The organism is Amycolatopsis sp. NPDC051071, from assembly GCF_040682875.1.
GTDB lineage: Bacteria > Actinomycetota > Actinomycetes > Mycobacteriales > Pseudonocardiaceae > Amycolatopsis.
This window is the reverse complement of sequence record NZ_JBFBBY010000001.1, coordinates 17,056-33,905: the sequence shown is the minus strand read 5'-3', so window position 1 is coordinate 33,905 and position 16,850 is coordinate 17,056. Positions and strand designations below refer to the sequence as shown.

Here is a 16,850-nt window from a genome sequence, read left to right as displayed (position 1 = left end):
GTTCACCTTGCCCACACTGTTTCGTTCCCGAAAGGTTACCTGGCGAACCTGTGAGGACCCTGTATGCCTCAGAAGGCGAGCTGGGCCAACGCGAACACGGAGAACCCGGCGAAGACGAACCCGGCCACGCGCTGGATGAGCTTGGGGCGGATGCGGCTCCGGACCTTCGCGCCGATGAAGACGGCGAGCCCGGCGACGGCGACCAGCGCGACGAAGGCGCCGACCGCGACCGCGAACGGGTTGCCGAAGCGGGCGGCGAGGCTGGCCGTCGCGAGCTGGGAGGCGTCGCCCCACTCGGCGGCGAACAGCACGCCGAACGACGTCAGCGCCGAACGGAAGAACGTCGCGGGGCCGGGTCCGGAACGCGACGCGTCTTCGTCGCCGTCCTTACCGGGAGTGAACCCTTCGCGAAGGAGCATGTACGCGCCGATACCGAACAGCGTGGCGACGATCGCGGTCACCAGTGTCTCCGGCAGCAAAGTGAGCACACTGCCGAAGATGGCGGCGATCGCACATTGCACGGCGAACGCGGCGGTGACCCCGACGAATACCGGCCACGCGCGGAAACGGGTGGTGAGAACCAGTGTGGCGACCAGTGTCTTGTCCGGCAGTTCCACGGCGAGTACCAGGCCGAACGCACTGATCAGAGCCAGCATCGAGCTAGACATGATGGTTCTTCACCCCTTTCACTGCAACGATAAAGGGCCAATTCGGAAAAGGGCAAGCTGATGGCTTTTCCGAATCGGACGGCATGTGTGAGCGAATTGCGTTTCGTGGCCGGGCGGAAATGAGTTTTCGGCAAACCGAATTCTTTTTTCCGGCTCGCTGGTAACGTCTCGGCCATGGCTGAGCGAACGCGGATCGATGACGTGTGCGGACGGTTGCGGAGTCACTACGTGTTCCCCGACGTCGCCGAGAAGCTGGCGGTGTTCCTACAGGCGAGGCTGGGCGAAGGCGCCTACGCGGGGCTCGATGATCAGGCGTTCGCCGTCGCGGTCACCCAGGACCTGCAATCGGTCAACGGGGACAAACATCTGCGGCTGCGCTACCACGTCGACCCGCTGCCCGAGGTGGACGGCCAGTCCTTCGATCCCGAGGTGTACCGGCACGAGGCCGAACTGAACGGCTACGGCATCGCGTCGGCGCGACGGCTGCCCGGGAATGTCGGCTACCTGGAGACGAAGCTGCTCTACGGGCCGGACATCTCCGGCGAGGCCTTGGCGGCGGCGATGACGCTGCTCGCGACCGCGGACGCGTTGCTGATCGACGTCCGGGAGAACCGGGGCGGCAGCCCGGCGGCGGTCGCGCTGCTGATCTCGTATCTGGTCGACGAGCCCGTGCACTTCAACAGCATTTATCTGCGCGACGGCGATGTGACCAACCAGTTCTGGACGCTGCCGTACGTGCCGGGACGCAAGTTCGGCGCGGACAAGCCGGTGTGGGTACTGACCGGCCCGACGACGTTCTCCGGCGCGGAGGACCTGAGCTACTCGCTTCAGCAGCTGGGGCGGGCGAAAACGGTCGGCGCGGTGACCGGCGGCGGCGCGAATCCACGTCAGCAGTACAAAGTGGACACTCATCTGGATGTCACCGTCCCAGGCGGACGGGCCGTGAACCCGGTCACGGGAACCAACTGGGAAGGCGTCGGTGTGCGGCCGGATATCCCTGTCGCCGTCGAGGACGCGTTCGGAACCGCGTACGCGTTGGCGCTGGAACACGTGCTGACACTGGGGGATTCGGGCCCGCGGCGGCAGGTCGCCGACGAGGCGCGGCTCGCCATCGCCGACCTCGGCTGAGCCTGGGCGCGCGGGACCTACGTCCCGGCGAGAACGGGACCACTTGAACTGGTGGGCCGACCTCGGGATGAGCAGGCTTGAGGCGTGGAGGTTCTCGATCTCGCGCGGTGGCAGTTCGGCATAACCACCGTCTATCACTTCCTGATGGTCCCGCTGACCATCGGGCTTTCCGTCCTGGTCGCCGGGATGCAGACGGCGTGGGTCCGGACAGGTGAACAGCGGTATCTGAAGATGACCAAGTTCTGGGGGAAACTCCTGCTGGTCAACTTCGCGATGGGCGTGGTCACCGGGATCGTGCAGGAGTTCCAGTTCGGGATGAACTGGAGCGCGTACTCGCGGTTCGTCGGGGACGTGTTCGGCGCGCCGCTGGCGATGGAGGGGCTCGTCGCGTTCTTCGTCGAGTCCACCTTCCTGGGGCTGTGGATCTTCGGCTGGGACAAGCTGCCGAAGAAGGTGCACCTGGCGTGTGCCTGGGCGTATTCCCTGGCGACCGTGGCGTCCGCGTACTTCATCCTCGCCGCGAACTCGTGGATGCAGCATCCGGTCGGGGTCGAGTTCGTCGACGGGAAGCCGACGATGAACTCGATCTGGGCGGTGCTGACGAACAACACCGCGCTCGCCGCGATCCCGCATACGGTCGCGGGTGCCTTCTCGGTGGCGGCGGCGTTCCTGGTCGGGGTGGCCGGCTGGCAGTTGTGGCGCAAGCGTTCGGAGGACGACGAGCACCGTGCCGTATGGCGTTCGTCGTTGCGCCTCGGCGGCTGGACCGGTGTGGTGGCGTTCGCGGTGCTGGCGATCACCGGTGACGTGCAGGGCAAGCTGATGTTCGAGCAGCAGCCGATGAAGATGGCGTCGGCGGAAGCGTTGTGCCATACGGAAGAACCGGCGAGCTTCTCGATCATCGCGATCGGGGACGTCAGTGGCTCCAACTGCGAGGACGTCAAGACGTTCACCGTGCCCGCGTTGCTCTCGTTCCTGGCGCACAACGACTTCTCGACCGAGGTCAAGGGCGTCGAGAACCTGGTGACCGAGTACCAGGCGAAGTACGGGACGAACTACCCCGACGATCCGCAGCTCGGCTCGCTCGCCGGCAAACCGATCGACTACGTGCCCAATCTCCCGGTGACCTACTGGGGTTTCCGCTTCATGATCGGCTTCGGTGCCATTTCGGCCGGGATCGGGCTGCTCGCGCTGTGGCTGACGCGGCGCGGACGGATCCCCGGGCAGCGGTGGTTCCCGTGGATCATGCTCGGCGGGATCGCGACCCCGTTCATCGCCAACAGCGCCGGCTGGATCTTCACGGAGATGGGGCGTCAGCCGTTCGTGGTGGTGCCGAATCCGACCGGTGTTGACGGAGTGTGGATGTTCACCGCGCAAGCCGTCTCGAAGTTGTCCACAGGCGAAGTGTGGACCTCGCTGATTGCTTTGACGACCGTCTACGCGGCTCTCGGCGTCGTCGAGGTCTACCTGATGCGCAAGTACGTGCGCGGCGGTGTCGACGCCGTCATGCCACCCAAGAAACCTGTCTCTACCAGCAAGAATGGCGACCCCGAAGGCGGTGACAGCGATGATGACGCGCTGGCTTTCGCCTACTGATCGCCTCTTGACGTCACGTACCCAGCCCCCCGCCCTTCCCGGGGGACGGCCCCGCACCCAGCGTATCGGGAGTATCGCTCGGGCGGGTTACCCACAGCCAATCTGTGGACAACTTGAGCGGTTGTGGATAACTCAGGGCGACGAAGGCCTGAGGGGTCGGTTCGGGCGGGTGCGCGTGGTAGGGGCGGGTTGCGAAAGCCACGTTCGCGACGTCCGGGGTGGGCGCGTGGCGGGGAGGCGGCCCGGCGCAGGATCGCACGCGGAGTGGAGGCGTCCCGACGTAGGGCGGGCCGCGGCCGGGCACCAAACAGCGAAGCGGCGCAGCGAAGGCTCCCTTCACCGCATCGCACCCGGCGAAAGTCCCCTTCAGTCTCCAGCCGAAAAGAGCCCCCGATGACCCTCGAAACGATCTGGTTTTGCGCCATCGCCCTTTTCTGGCTCGGCTACCTCTTCCTCGAAGGCTTCGACTTCGGCGTCGGCATGCTCATGCCGGTCCTCGCGAGGGACAACACCGAGCGCCGCGTCATGGTCAACACGATCGGCCCGGTCTGGGACGGCAACGAGGTCTGGCTGATCGTCGCGGGCGGCGCGATGTTCGCCGCGTTCCCCGGCTGGTACGCGTCGCTGTTCTCGGCCGCGTACCTGCCGCTCCTGGTCGTCCTGCTCGCCCTCATCGGTCGCGGCGTCGCGTTCGAATACCGCGGCAAGGTCGACTCCGATCGCTGGCGCCGCAACTGGGATCGCGTCATCGGCATTGGCTCGTGGATCCCGCCGTTCGGTGTCGGCCTGCTCCTCGCGACCACGGTCCTCGGCCTCCCTCTGGACGCCAAGGGCGACCGTGTCGGCGGCCCCTTCGCAGCCCTCAGCGTCGACACGGTGCTCGGCGCGATCGCCGTGGTCGGGTTCTCGCTGGTACACGGCGCCACGTTCCTCGCCCTCAAAACCGAAGGCGGCCTCCGCCATCGCGCCCGGAAACTGGCCACGTGCCTGCTCCCGTTCGCCCTTTTGCCGTTGCTCGCGTTCCTCATCGTCGTGCAACTGCGCTCGGGTGACCTGTGGACACTGTTCCTGATCGGCGTCGCCGTCGTCGCGGCGGTCGTCGCGTGGTTCCGGATCCACGCGGGCCGGGAAGGGCAGGCGTTCGCCGCGCTTGGCGGGGTCATCGCGGCTTCCGCCGTCGCGATCTTCGTCGCGCTGTACCCGGACGTCCTGCCGTCCACTTTGGACCCGGCGAACACGCTGACCATCGCGGGCACGGCGTCGAGCCCGTACACGCTGACCGTGATGACCTGGGTCGCGCTGTTCGGCGCACCCGCGGTGCTGATCTACCAGGGCTGGACGTACTGGGTGTTCCGCAAACGCATCGGCACCCGGCACATCCCACCGGTGCACGCACCATGACCGAACTTCCCGGCCGCGAAACCCTTTCCGCCAAGGAGTCCACAATGGACCCAGCGCGACCGGGAAAGGGTCCGCTCGGCGCGCTCGCCCCGCTTTCGGCGGCGGCGCGCCGGGCGTTGATCCTCAGCGGAATCCTGTCTTTCGTCAACGCGATTTTGCTGGTGGGACAGGCTTTCCTACTGGCAGACATCCTGTCCGCGGTCGTCCGCGGAGCGCACGGGGACCGCACCGCCGGGTTGGCCGTGCTGCTCGCGCTCGTCGCTGGGCGCGCGTTGACCGGCTGGGCGGTGCGAGTGGTCTCCGCTCGCGCGGCCGCCCGCGCGAAGGAGGAGTTGCGCGCCAAAGCCATCGACCACGCCTTGAAACTCGGCCCGGAATGGATCGCCCGCCGCGGCCACGGCGAGCTGACGTCGTTGACCACCAAGGGACTCGACGCGCTCGACGCCTATTTCACCCAGTACCTCCCGGCGCTGGTCACCGCCGCGATCGCCCCGCTCGCCGCCGGTGCCGCGATCCTGTTCGCGGACTGGCCATCGGCCGTGCTCGTCGTGATCACCGTGCCGTTGCTGCCGATGTTCGCCATCCTGATCGGCAAGCACACCGCTGAACGGGTCGCGGAGTCCGCCGACGCCGAGCACCGGCTTTCGGGTCACCTGCTGGAACTGGTCCGCGCGTTGCCGGTGCTCAGCGCGTTCCGGCGTGCCGAGGCGCAGGCCGAGACGGTCCGGAAGATCTCCGAGCGCCATCGCCGCACGACACTGAAGACCCTGAAAGTCGCCTTCGCGTCGGCGTTCGCGCTGGAACTGATCGCGACGCTTTCGGTCGCGCTGGTCGCGGTCGTCATCGGTGTCCGGCTGGTGTCCGGCGACCTGCCGCTGGCCATCGGGCTCGGCGTGCTGATCCTCGTGCCGGAGTGCTACCAGCCGCTGCGCGCTGTCGGTGCCGCGTTCCACGCCAGCGAGGACGGCGTCGAGGCCGTGCGCCGGGTCGCGGACGTGCTCGCGGAACCCTTGCCGCCTAACGGTTCTGAGACGATGGCCAAGGGCGAGGTCCGCGTCGCCGGACTCCGCGTCGCGAGGCGTGGCGGTTTCGCGCCCGACGGCGAGACGTTCAGCGTCCGCCCTGGTGAACTGATCTGGCTGCGCGCACCCAGCGGCGGCGGCAAATCGACAACGCTCGCCGCGCTGCTCGGCTTCGTGCAAGCGCAGGACGGGACGATCACCGTCGGCGGCACCAGCCTCGCCGACGCGGATCTCGAACGCTGGCGCGAGAACGTCGCTTGGGTGCCGCAGTCGCCCGTATTCGGCGGGGGAACGGTCCGCGAGGAGGTCGGCGCCGAAGACGTCCTCGGCGAACTCGGCCTCACCGGCCTGGCCGGGCGTCCGGTTTCGAAGCTCTCACAAGGACAACGGCAGCGGGTCGCGGTGGCGAGGGCGCTGGTGCGGATCCGGTCGGGGGCGTGGCTGTTCCTGCTCGACGAGCCAACGGCTCACCTCGACGAGGTCAACGCCGGACTCGTCATGAACGCGGTCCGCAACGCCGTCGACGACGGTGCCGCCGCGATCATCGCCGCGCATGAGCGCTCGCCCGGTATCGACATGTCGACCGGTCCGGTGCCGGAATCCGTCACGACGGATGAGCGGCCGGCGACCAGGCCGTTGCCGTGGCGCGGCCTGCTGCACCGCCGGTTCTTCGGCGGCGCGCTGCTCGGGGCCGCCGCGTTGCTCGCCGGGGTCGCGCTGACCGCGCTTTCGGGCTGGCTGATCGCGAAGGCGTCGCAGCAGCCGCCGATCCTGACCCTGACGGTGATGATCGTCGGCGTGCGGACCTTCGGCCTCGGCCGCGCGGGTCTGCGTTACCTCGAACGCCTGGTCACGCACGACGCCGCGGTCCGGATCGCCGGAAGCCTGCGGGTGCGGCTGTGGGAGTCGCTGGTGCGGCTCGGACCGGCGCGGGCACTTCGGGCGGGTGAAGAGCAGCGGCGGCTGGTCGGGGACACCGATACTGTGCGTGATCTGCTGCCCCGGGTGATCACACCCCTGGTCGTGGTCGCGCTGGTGGCCGCGGGCGCCGTCACCGTGCAGGCGTCCGTACTGCCCGAAGCCGGGCTCGCGCTGGCCGCGGCCGTCGTGGTGAGCGCGTTCGCGCCGTTGCTCGCGCTGCGGGCCGAACGCCGCGCGACGAGTGCGCTGGCCGCCGGACGGCGTTCGGTGTCGGCGCAGGTGCTGAGCCTGTTCGAGGCCGCCGCCGAGCTGATCGCGTACGGCGTCGACAAAGAACGACGTCGCCGAATCGCCACGACCGACACCGCCTTGACCGCCGAAGCGCGGCGGCAGGCGTTCGGTGCCGGTGCGGCCGATGCCCTGATCATCCTGGCGACGGGTGCCGCCACCGTCGTGAGCACCGGGTTCGCGGTGAGCGCCGTCGCCGCCGGTGCGCTGAACCCGGTCCTCGCGCCCGTGGTCGCCTTGGTCCCGCTCGCGCTGGCGGAGGTCCTCTCCCTTCTTCCGCCTGCCGCGCAGCACTGGGACACCCTGCGTCAGGCCCGTCTGCGCCTCGCCGAGTGTCATGAAAGGGTCTTTCAGGACGAAAAACGTCCTGAAAGACCCTTTCATGACATCGGTGGGGTGCGGATCCGGAACGCCGACCTCGGCTGGCCCGGCACGGAGCGCCCGGTCCTCACCGGCGTCGACCTCGACATCGCGCCCGGCACACACGTCGCCGTCGTCGGACCGAGCGGCGCCGGGAAGTCGACGCTCGTCGCGGCACTGCTCGGTTTCCTGAAGCCCGGCAAAGGCGAGGTCGCCACTCCGCAGAAGGTCGCTTGGGCACCGCAGGAGCCGATGCTCGTCTCCACCACGGTCGCCGAGAACCTGCGCCTCGCCAACCCGGCGGCGTCCGAGGCCGACCTCCGAAAAGCCCTGTACCAGGCCGTTCTCGAAGACGTCGAGATCTCGACGATGCTCGACAGCGCAGGCGCCGGACTGTCGGGTGGCCAGGCGCAGCGGCTCGCGCTCGCGCGTGCCCTGCTCGGCGCCACTCAGGCCGATCTGGTCCTGCTCGACGAACCGACCGCCCATCTCGACGAGGCCTGCGCGCGCACCGTCCGCGAACGTCTCGGCGAGGCCCTGGCGGGGAAGACAATCGTGCACGTCACGCACAACGCCGCCGAAGCAGCCGACGCCGACGTCGTGCTGGAGGTGCGAGAGGGTCGCGTCACAGCGCGCGCACCGGCCGGAGCCCGCTAATGTCGATAGCGCTCATGGATCCCACGCTTGCCGCGCGCGCCTTGTCCGCCGCCACCGAGATCACCGGCACCGCCCTGTCCGGCGACGATCCGGGTGACGTGCTGGAGACCGTCGTCGCCCGCGCCGTCGAACTGGCGGAGGCCGACCTCGGTCTCCTCATGGTGCGTTCCGACGACGGCCCGGTGGTCGTCGAAGCCGCGCACGGGGTCACCACCCAAGGCCTTCGCGGGCTGGCCTTTCCCGCTGATTCCGCCGCCGGTCAGGTCGCCCGCGGCGGAAAACCGGTGGTCAGCGAGGACTTCACCGTCGATCCCCGGACGGCACGCTTCGTGCCGGCGGAACTGCAGGGCTTCGGCCCCTTCGCGGCTTCGGCGTTCGGGGCGGGCGGGCGTGTTCTCGGCGCGTTGACCGTGTATCGCCGTCATGGCGGGAAGCCGTTCTCCGCCAGCACCGTCGAGGTGCTCACCGCCTTCGCCGCGCAGGCCGGTGTCGTGCTCGCCTTGGCCGAAGGCGCCAACGCCCGGCACCGGGTGACCCTCTACCAGGAGCGCGAACGCATCGCACGCGAACTGCACGACGTCATCGTGCAACGGCTCTACGGCGCCGGAATGCAGCTCGACCGCGTCCGCAAGAACATGCGGAAGCGGTTCGCGCAGGCCGACGGGGTGCGCTTGTCCGAGGCGATCGACCAGCTCGACCAGACCATCGAAGAGATTCGCGGCACCGTGCGCGCGTTGCGCAGCCCGGAGCCCGCCAACGAGACGGTCACCGCCACCGACCTCGCCGAGTCCGCGCGTGGCGAGGTGCGCATCGCGGGCGAACTGCTCGGCTACCCGCCGACCCTCGAACTTTCGGGGGAGCTGGCCGACATCCCCGCCGAACAGGCCGACCACATCCGCGCCGCCCTGCGCGAAGCACTGTCCAATGTGGTCAGACACTCGGGCGCGAGCGAGACCCGCGTGACCCTCAGCCGCGACGCCGAGGGTGTCAAACTTCGCGTGCGTGACAACGGATCCGGTGTTCCGCAAGGGGTCGCCAAACGCGGCCTCCGCCATCTCGACGAACGAGCGACGACGTCCGGCGGCCGGTTTTCGATCAATTCGTCGCCAAGTCTCGGCACTTTGGTCGCTTTCGACGTCCCACTCGATCAAACCGTGTGAAATTAACGGACTTTATCACTCGTCAGTGTGGCGATTCGCATTTTACGATTAATCCGTAACGACTGGCGCCGGTGCGCGACTGTAAAGGTATCGAACGCGCTCGGAGCGCGAATTCCCCTTGAAAGGACTCCACATGTCCTCGGTTCGTCGCGCCATCGGCACGGCCGTGATCCTCGCCGGATTCTCCTTGTTCGGCCCCGCTTCCGTCGCGTTCGCGCTGGCGGAGGCGCCCGCGGCCGCGGATCTGGACTGCGGTGACTTCCAGTTCCAGGAAGACGCGCAGGCTGTGCTCGACAAAGATCGATCCGATCCGCATGGTCTCGATCGTGACAAGGATGGAATCGCCTGCGAAACGTTGCCGAAGCGGGGAACGGCGCCGACGAAAACGATCACGCCGCCCGTCACCACGGAAACGAAACCGGCGCCGGGCAGTACGCGATCCGCCGACAAGGACTGCGCCGATTTCCCGTCGCAGGCCGCGGCGCAGGCCGAACTCAAGAAGAACCCGCGTGACCCGTACAAGCTCGACGGTGACCACGACGGGTACGCCTGCGAGTCCCGGTTCGGCGAGCCCGCGCGATCCGGCCAGGTGAAGGTCAAGCCCGTCGGCGGTGTCGCGACCGGTGGAGGCGAGACGACCGAAGACAACGGTGGTCTCCTGGAGATCGGTGCGGTCGCGCTGACCGGCGCGGCGTTGCTGACCGCGGCGGCCGCGGGCTTGAGCCTCGTCCTCCGGCGGCGTGCCGAGCGATGACACCGGCTTCCTGGCGCCGGTGGCCGTTCCCGCTGGTCGCCGGCACCCTCATCGGGGTGGTGCTCGCGTTCGCGCTGACCGCGTGCGCCGGCCCGTCGGCAGGCAAGGTCGCGTCGCCTGCCCAGCCCACCACGGTTGCTTCGGTCGCGGTGGTCCCCTCGACCGCCGCGGCCGCTCCACTCGGACCCTCGAAACCGGCGACGCTCGAAATCCCGGCGATCGGGGTCCGCACCGGCGAGATCGTGGACCTCGGCCTGACGGGTGACGGCAGCCTGCAGGTGCCGCGTGACGCGATCACCACCGGCTGGTTCACCGGCGGCCCGGCTCCCGGTGAGATCGGGCCCGCCGTGCTCGCGGGACACGTCGACTACAAGAAGGTGCCGGGGATCTTCGTCCGGCTCAAGGAACTCAAGACCGGTGACGAGGCCATCGTCCACCGTGAGGACGGCAGGACAGCGGTGTTCACCGTGTACGCCGTCGAGCGGCACCCGAAGAGGTCCTTCCCCACGGAGAAGGTCTACGGCGACACGACCACGCCGGAACTGCGCCTGATCACCTGCGGCGGGGACTTCGACTCCTCGACCGGCAATTACCTCGACAACGTCGTCGCCTACGCCAAACTGACCCGCGTTTGATCCGGGGAAGGTGCCGGAGGACGTCGAGCTGTACTCCTCGGAACGGTGTTCCCGGACCAGCGCGACACCGTGCACCCCTGAGGCTTAAAGATCCGCCTCCAAGCACGCGAGATCCGCCTTCAAGCACGCGAGTTCCGCCTTGAAGCACGCGAGTTCCGCCTTCAAGCACGCGAGTGCGGGGTCTCGGCACGCCTCGGTGACGCACGAACTCGCCGCAGGTCAGGCTGAAGTCACGTTAAGTGACGCGGATGATCCGCGCTGCTAGCGTGTCCGGTACGGCTGTGAGGGGGTTACAGGTGACCGATCCGATGATTCAGACGGAGATCGTCAAACAGGCCATCGCCTTGTGCTTCACCAGTGGCGGCAAGGTGGCCGAGTATCTCTGGAAGAAACTGTCGGGACGACGCGACGAGCGACGGCTGCGTTCGGATCCGGTCGCGCTGGAAGCCGCTGTGCGTCGTCTGGCCGCCGAAGACCCCGCTGTGGCGAGGGAACTGCGGGAACTGGTCGGAAGCATGCTCGAGATGAGCCATACCCGACCCCGGATCGTTCCCCGTTCGCCGAATCTGTACGACCGCGTCGGCGCTCAGGCCCAGCTGACCGGTACCGGCGTGGTGGTGCTTTCCGGTCCTTCCGGCGTCGGCAAAACGGCGCTCGCCGAGCATTTCGGGATGCGCTCGGACAGTGCGTATCCCGATGGCGCGCTGCTGATCGACCTCGGAGATCATCGCGATGGCCCGGGAGCGCCGCTGAGGATCAGCCAGGTCAGGGAGGCGGTACTCCAAGCACTGGGAGTGGAGCCGAAACTCGTCACGTCGGGTGCCGGTGAGCTGAAGGCCCAGTACAACGCCTTTCTCACGCCACTGCGGCTGCTCCTGGTCTTCGACTCGGTCGAAAACGTCCGCGATCTTCAGGCCTTGGTGCCTCCGGCGCCGATGAGTCTTGTGCTGGTCTTGACCGAGGGCGCACCTGACGAGCTCGTGACGCAGTATCCCCGGCACGTCCCCCTCAGCAGACTCGAAGAGGGAGCGGACCGGATGCTCCTCGAAGCGATCGCGGGAACCGGCTTGCTCACAGCCGATCCCGACGGCACCCACGAAGTCCTCGTCGAATGTGATCGGTTTCCGGCCACGGTGGTCGCCGCGGCGATAGCGGCAAGGCAGCGAGCGGCATTGGCCACCCGGCCGCTCAAACTCCTCGCGGAGGAACTACGCGGCGGGCGGGCCCTCGGCCCCGTGAGTGCCGCCTTCGACCGGGTTCTCGCCGGACTTCCTCAACGTGAACTGGACGTTTGCCGGTTGCTGAGTGAGATTCCGGGACCGAGCTTCACCCACGACGCGGCCGCGGCCGTCGCCGGTTGTGAACCGTTCGAGGTCCTTGCCGAGCTGGTACATCTCCAATCCGTTTTCTTCGTGACCGAGGAGCCAGGCAAGCGGCTTCGGCTGACCAAACAAGCGAGGCAGGCGCTCACCCGCGCAGGTCATCTGCCGAAGGGCGAAGGACTCCCGCGGCTCGTGGGATTCCACCGCACCCGGGCGGTACAGGCGGATCACTGGAAAATGCCCGGCGGACGGCTGAGGCTGTACGACCAGACGTTGCCGAAGGACACCCGCCCCTTGGACCTCGCCCGCGGGCAGGACCCGGTCGATCTGCTGGTCGCCGAAATCCCGGTTTACCGTGCACTGGCGGAACCGGCCCATTACGCCGGACTCCATCGTGAGCTGACACAGATCTGTGGCGCACTGGAAATTGTCGGGTTGCACCGGGGACATCCGCGTGAGCTCGTGGAGATCAACAAATGGGGGATAGCCAGCGCGGAGGCGCTGGGAGACGTCGCACTCCAACTCAGGACCATCGGGCAGCAGGCGCGCCTGTATTCGCTGCTGCAGGAGTTTTCGCGGGCGGAGGTGGAGTTCGGCCGGGTGAGGGAGCTTCTTCACCGGTTGGAGTCACCCGAAACCGAAACGAATCGTCAACTCCGCGCGTCACTTTGGGAGTTTCGCGGGCTTTACCATCGAGAACGCGGCCAGTACACCGAGGCGGCCACCTGCTTCTTCGAAGCGTTGACGATCAGCCGGACGCTGGGTGGCCTTCCGTTTCGCGGGCAAGGGTTGCACGCGAGGATGCTCGCCAACGTCCTGGTGCCACTCGGCGACCTCGCCGGCGCGCTTCAGTTGCTCGAAGAGGCCGAGTCGAAGACGGATACCGGGAACAACCGTGATCTCGCCCAGGTTTGGCTGGTCCGGGCGAAGGTGCTGAGCCGTGGGAGCACGGCTTCCGCGCGGCAGGCGCTCGACCTGCTGCCGGAGGTCTGGCGGCTGGTGGCTCCCACCGGAAGTGATCAATACGACCTGGAGATCGCCGAGGCACTCGGGGACGCCGCCTGGTATTGCGGGAATTTCGAGCTGGCTCGGCACCACTGGTCCGGCGTCTGGCAGCGGTTGCAAGCGGTCAGGCATCCGCGTGCCGGCGGAGTGCACGCCAAGATCATCAACGGCTTGCCGCCACTGGTCACCCGGTGAAGGCAGAGGCGACCACGGTTCGCGTGCCGGGGCCGCAGCGCACGCGGAACGACCCCGTCATCGGAAAGCCGTGCTTCCCGCGCCAGTAGCAGGCTGAAATCGCGGGCAGGGGTTCACCTTGTGTGGTGAGTTCGATGATCTGCCCTTCGGTGTTCCAGAGCAGGCACCGGTCCACACCGACTCCCGCGATGAGCCCGGCATCGGGACGACGGCGAGCGATTTCCCGTGCCCAGGCGGCGAAGTCGCTGTTCTCGCCGGTGAACTCGCAATAGACCACGGCAGCACCTTCGAGTTCGTCCAGTGTGGACAGTTCTTCGTGTGCGACGAGATGGCGATCCGGGGGCGCGACCTGGCCTGCCCGCTCACCGGGGAATCTGCGGACCGTCAAGCAGTCGCCGTGCTGCCGGACCTCGACCGAGAACGTCGTAGGTTCCATGACCTCGGGGACAGGGTCGGGAGTGGGGCGGAACGCCGCGCGGGCAGCCGGTTCGGCCAGGCCCATCAGCTCGTAGAGAAGTGGTCGCAGAAGCTCCGCGCACTTCCCGGGGAACTCGACCGCCTGCTCCGTGACATCGGTGAGCGATTCGCTCGCGATGACTTGGTCGAGCTGTTCGGACAGGTCTCGTTCCGGGTCGAGTCGTGCTGCCTTCACGAGTAGTTCGGCCAGCGGTGAGCCTGGTACCACGGTCGCGGGTTCACGGCTGCCGATCACGACGGGGATCTTCGCGGCCGCGGCGTACAGCGGGATGGAGCCGCCGTCCGAGATCAGGCAATCGGCGGAGACGATGGTCGCCTGCCAGCCACGTTGGGGCGGGATCACGGCGAGTCCCGCACGGCGGGCCCGGGAGAGCCACGCTCGAATCTGCCAAGGGCTGTGTGCGGCCCACACACCTGGATGGACGATGAGGCTGAGCTTGTACTCGTCGACGGGAAGCTGGGTGAGCAGACGCGCCGGCAGACCCGGATCGGAACCGAGCAGGGAGTCGGGCCCCCAAGTCGATGCCAGCACCACATGCTTGCGCCCGCGTACGTCGAGCAGCCTTCGGTAGCGGGCCGTGCGATGAAGGCTCGCGAGCATCCGATCGTGGCAGGGGTCGCCGACGACGACGGCATGCGGCTCGGCTTGTGGGCAGTTCTGCTGGAGGTAATGCAGCTGGTTGCTGTGCGAAAGACCTATCCGGCTGGGTACGACGTGACCGTCGCGGACCAGCCGTGCCGGGTTCAGCCCCGAAATGACGATCTGGTGCGGATAGCGCTTCTGGTGTCCGATGCCGTGCGGTAGAAGCAGAACAGGTGCTTTCAGCCGGTGGAGTTCGTCGTTCTCGCTGGCGGCTATCGCGAGGTCGAACGAGGTTTTGACCGCCTGGTCCCAGGAGATGACCTTCGCGTCCAGCGAGGCGAGGAACTCACTGACCCCGGAGGACAGAATCGCCGGTTCTCGCTCGTTGTGGGTGAACACGACCTGGACCCGGGGGTCATCCTTCAGCAGCGACACGACGTCGAGCAGCCGGGTCAAGGTGGTCACGGTGCGGACGACGACCAGAACGCGATGAGAGAACCGGACGGTGAGCCACTGATCGAACTCGGGATCAACCGGGACCTTCGCCCAAAATGACGGGGGGGGGGTGCTTATTTCGCGCACTACCTGTCCCGGCGCGCGATCCATGCCGCGGCCTGCGTACGGCGCTGCATGCCCAGCTTCGCGAGGACCGACGTCACGTAGTTCTTCACCGTCTTCTCGGCGAGGAACAGGCGTTCCGCGATCTCGCGGTTCGACATGCCCTGTCCGATCAGGTCCAGCACCTCGCGCTCGCGTTCGGTGAGGGAACCGAGTTCGTCCTCTGGCGGATGCCGCAGCTTGTCCAGCACCCGCGCCGTCGACAGCGGGTCGAGCAGCGACCGGCCGGCGGCGACCTCGCGGACCGCGTTGACGACGTCCTGCCCGCGGACCTGTTTCAGCAGGTAGCCGGCGGCGCCTGCCATGATCGCGCCGACCATGGCCTCCTCGTCGTCGAACGCGGTCAGCATCAGGCATTGCGGCGGGTTCGGCTTCGAACGCAGCTCGCGGCAGAGCGCGATGCCGTCGCCGTCACCGAGCCGCACGTCGACCACCGCGACGTCCGGCTCGACGTGCATCGCCACGGCAAGGGCCTCGTCGACCCCGCTCGCCTCGGCGACGACCTCGATGTCGGGCTCGTCGGTGAGGAGGTCGCGCAGCCCGCGCCTCACCACCTCGTGGTCGTCGATGAGCAGCACCTGGATCGGCATACCCCCACGTTACTTCGTCGCCTTGGCGACCACCCTTTCCACCAGCGGGGACGGCAGGCCCGCCCGCTCACCCAGCCAGCGGGCCCACTTCGGCAGCAGGGCCATCGCCGCGGGATCCCGCCAGTCGCCGATCACTTCCAGGTAGTAGCCGATCCGGCCGGGGGAGACGCTGAACCGGGTGTCCGGCACCAGGCCACCCATCCATTCGCGGGCGAGATCTTCCACGAGCCCGGGCTCCGGCTCGTTGCCGAAGTGCTCGATATGCCACGCGGCGAACGGGGTGGTCATCTCGGCCGGGTCGGCGTCATCGAAGAACACTCGGTACGGCGGGAGCGGTAGATTCCGCTTATTCAGCGCTGCCGCGAGATCCTCGAGGCGACGCTGCGCTCGATACCAGTTGTCCAGCGCGTTGCGTGACTCGAAGCCGATGACGTCGAAGTCGCAGCTGAGCAGGCCGCCCAGTCGGTCGGTGTCGGTCACCGCCCGCGGTTCGGCGTCGCCTGCTTCGTCACCGAGCTTCTTCCGCCACGCTTCGACGGCTTGCTCGACGTCGTCGTGGACATCGCCGCCGTCCAGGACCGGGATTCCGGACATGTCGACGTCGAAGAGGTACACGCCGGGGTAGGTGTACGCCGCGATCACCGCGAGGCGGGTGCCGTAGACGTCGCGCATTTCCCAGACTTCACCGGTCGCCTCGATCTCCGCGAGGGACCGCGGCCATTCCGACCGGCTCGCGTCGTCGACGCGGGCGATCGAGGATCGCAGGTACGGCACCACGCCGGGAGCCGCGATCGCGAGCAGCCCGTGCAGCAGTCGCCACAGTGCCTCCGTCGGCTCGGCCTTCGCCCGGAAGGACATCTCGGCGACGACCGCGGTGAAGAACAGGTCGAAGTCGAGGCCGTACCGCTCCTCGTCGATGGCGCGCTTCAGCTCGCCTCCGAGCAGCTCGGCCGTGGCCTGTTCGAGGCCCCGAGCCGTCTCGCAGGCCATGAGCCCGCCGACACCGCTCAGGACGTTCTCGACTCCCTCCTCGAACCAGTCCGGAAAGGTCACCGGCTCGGCGGCGAGCGGAGACTTCGGCTTCGTCGTTTGCTTCTTGTTCTTCTTGGCCTTCTTCGGCTTCCGGCCACGGGAAACGGGGGACATGACCACAAAGCGTAGACGTCTCGATCAGGCGGCCGCCCAGGAAACCGCCTTGGCGACCTGCGAGTACAAGCCCTTCGGGTGATCACGGAACAGTGGCTCGGTGCCGAACAGCACGACCCGTCCGCCGAGCGCGGAAGTACCGGAGACGACGGCCGCCTGAAGCCGCCGCCTGAAGTGGCCCACCCGACCCGTCGTCCCGTGTCCGCCAATGCCCCGCGACCAGCGGATTCCCGCTTGCGTAGCGTTGTTCGACACTGACCGAAAAGCCGAGATCGGTGAACCAGGACGGCCCGTGGACGAACAAGTCCGGGAGCGCCCCGATCC

13 protein-coding genes are annotated in these 16,850 nt (G+C 67.7%); 8 read left to right on the top strand and 5 right to left on the bottom strand.

What is annotated here, in order from left to right; translation table 11 throughout:
• Positions 1–68: 68 nt before the first annotated feature.
• Positions 69–656, bottom strand: a complete 588-nt coding sequence (locus AB0M65_RS00165; protein WP_364019252.1) for a TMEM165/GDT1 family protein — start codon at positions 654–656, stop codon at positions 69–71.
• Positions 657–842: 186 nt separating this feature from the next.
• On the opposite strand from AB0M65_RS00165, the gene AB0M65_RS00160 reads away from it, so the two are divergent.
• The 8 genes from AB0M65_RS00160 (at position 843) to AB0M65_RS00125 (ending at position 13,112) form a co-directional block, all read left to right on the top strand.
• Positions 843–1,796 (top strand): S41 family peptidase, encoded by a 954-nt coding sequence (locus AB0M65_RS00160; protein ID WP_364018934.1) that lies wholly within the window; start codon positions 843–845, stop codon positions 1,794–1,796.
• 84 nt (positions 1,797–1,880) lie between these two features.
• On the top strand, positions 1,881–3,392 hold the full coding sequence (locus AB0M65_RS00155; RefSeq protein WP_364018931.1) for a cytochrome ubiquinol oxidase subunit I: 1,512 nt from the start codon (positions 1,881–1,883) through the stop codon (positions 3,390–3,392).
• 393 nt (positions 3,393–3,785) lie between these two features.
• The gene (cydB, locus tag AB0M65_RS00150; RefSeq protein WP_364018928.1) at positions 3,786–4,793 is read left to right on the top strand and encodes a cytochrome d ubiquinol oxidase subunit II; all 1,008 of its coding nucleotides are present in this window, start codon (positions 3,786–3,788) and stop codon (positions 4,791–4,793) included.
• The gene (cydC, locus tag AB0M65_RS00145) at positions 4,790–8,041 is read left to right on the top strand and encodes a thiol reductant ABC exporter subunit CydC (RefSeq protein ID WP_364018925.1); all 3,252 of its coding nucleotides are present in this window, start codon (positions 4,790–4,792) and stop codon (positions 8,039–8,041) included. Before cydB ends, cydC begins: the two co-directional genes overlap by 4 nt.
• A gap of 14 nt (positions 8,042–8,055) precedes the next feature.
• Positions 8,056–9,201: a GAF domain-containing protein gene (locus AB0M65_RS00140; protein WP_364018922.1), complete on the top strand. Its 1,146-nt coding sequence runs from the start codon at positions 8,056–8,058 to the stop codon at positions 9,199–9,201.
• Positions 9,202–9,334: 133 nt separating this feature from the next.
• Entirely contained in the window at positions 9,335–9,955 is a 621-nt protein-coding gene (locus tag AB0M65_RS00135) for an excalibur calcium-binding domain-containing protein (protein WP_364018919.1), read from the top strand.
• Entirely contained in the window at positions 9,952–10,590 is a 639-nt protein-coding gene (locus tag AB0M65_RS00130; RefSeq protein ID WP_364018916.1) for a class F sortase, read from the top strand. Before AB0M65_RS00135 ends, AB0M65_RS00130 begins: the two co-directional genes overlap by 4 nt.
• Positions 10,591–10,898: 308 nt before the next feature.
• Positions 10,899–13,112 carry a hypothetical protein gene (locus AB0M65_RS00125; RefSeq protein ID WP_364018913.1) on the top strand — a complete coding sequence of 738 codons (2,214 nt, stop codon included), beginning with the start codon at positions 10,899–10,901 and terminating at the stop codon, positions 13,110–13,112.
• Here AB0M65_RS00125 and AB0M65_RS00120 read toward each other — a convergent pair.
• From AB0M65_RS00120 to AB0M65_RS00105, 4 genes are all read right to left on the bottom strand, one after another.
• A complete protein-coding gene (locus AB0M65_RS00120; RefSeq protein ID WP_364018910.1) occupies positions 13,102–14,637 on the bottom strand; it encodes a hypothetical protein in 1,536 nt (511 codons plus the stop codon). The genes AB0M65_RS00125 and AB0M65_RS00120 overlap by 11 nt on opposite strands.
• 116 nt (positions 14,638–14,753) lie before the next feature.
• Positions 14,754–15,380, bottom strand: a complete 627-nt coding sequence (locus AB0M65_RS00115) for a response regulator transcription factor (RefSeq protein ID WP_016330621.1) — start codon at positions 15,378–15,380, stop codon at positions 14,754–14,756.
• Between the two features lie 9 nt (positions 15,381–15,389).
• On the bottom strand, positions 15,390–16,526 hold the full coding sequence (locus tag AB0M65_RS00110; protein ID WP_364018907.1) for a hypothetical protein: 1,137 nt from the start codon (positions 16,524–16,526) through the stop codon (positions 15,390–15,392).
• Between the two features lie 24 nt (positions 16,527–16,550).
• Complete coding sequence (locus AB0M65_RS00105; RefSeq protein ID WP_364018904.1) at positions 16,551–16,709, bottom strand: hypothetical protein; 159 nt, start codon at positions 16,707–16,709, stop codon at positions 16,551–16,553.
• Positions 16,710–16,850 lie beyond the last annotated feature (141 nt).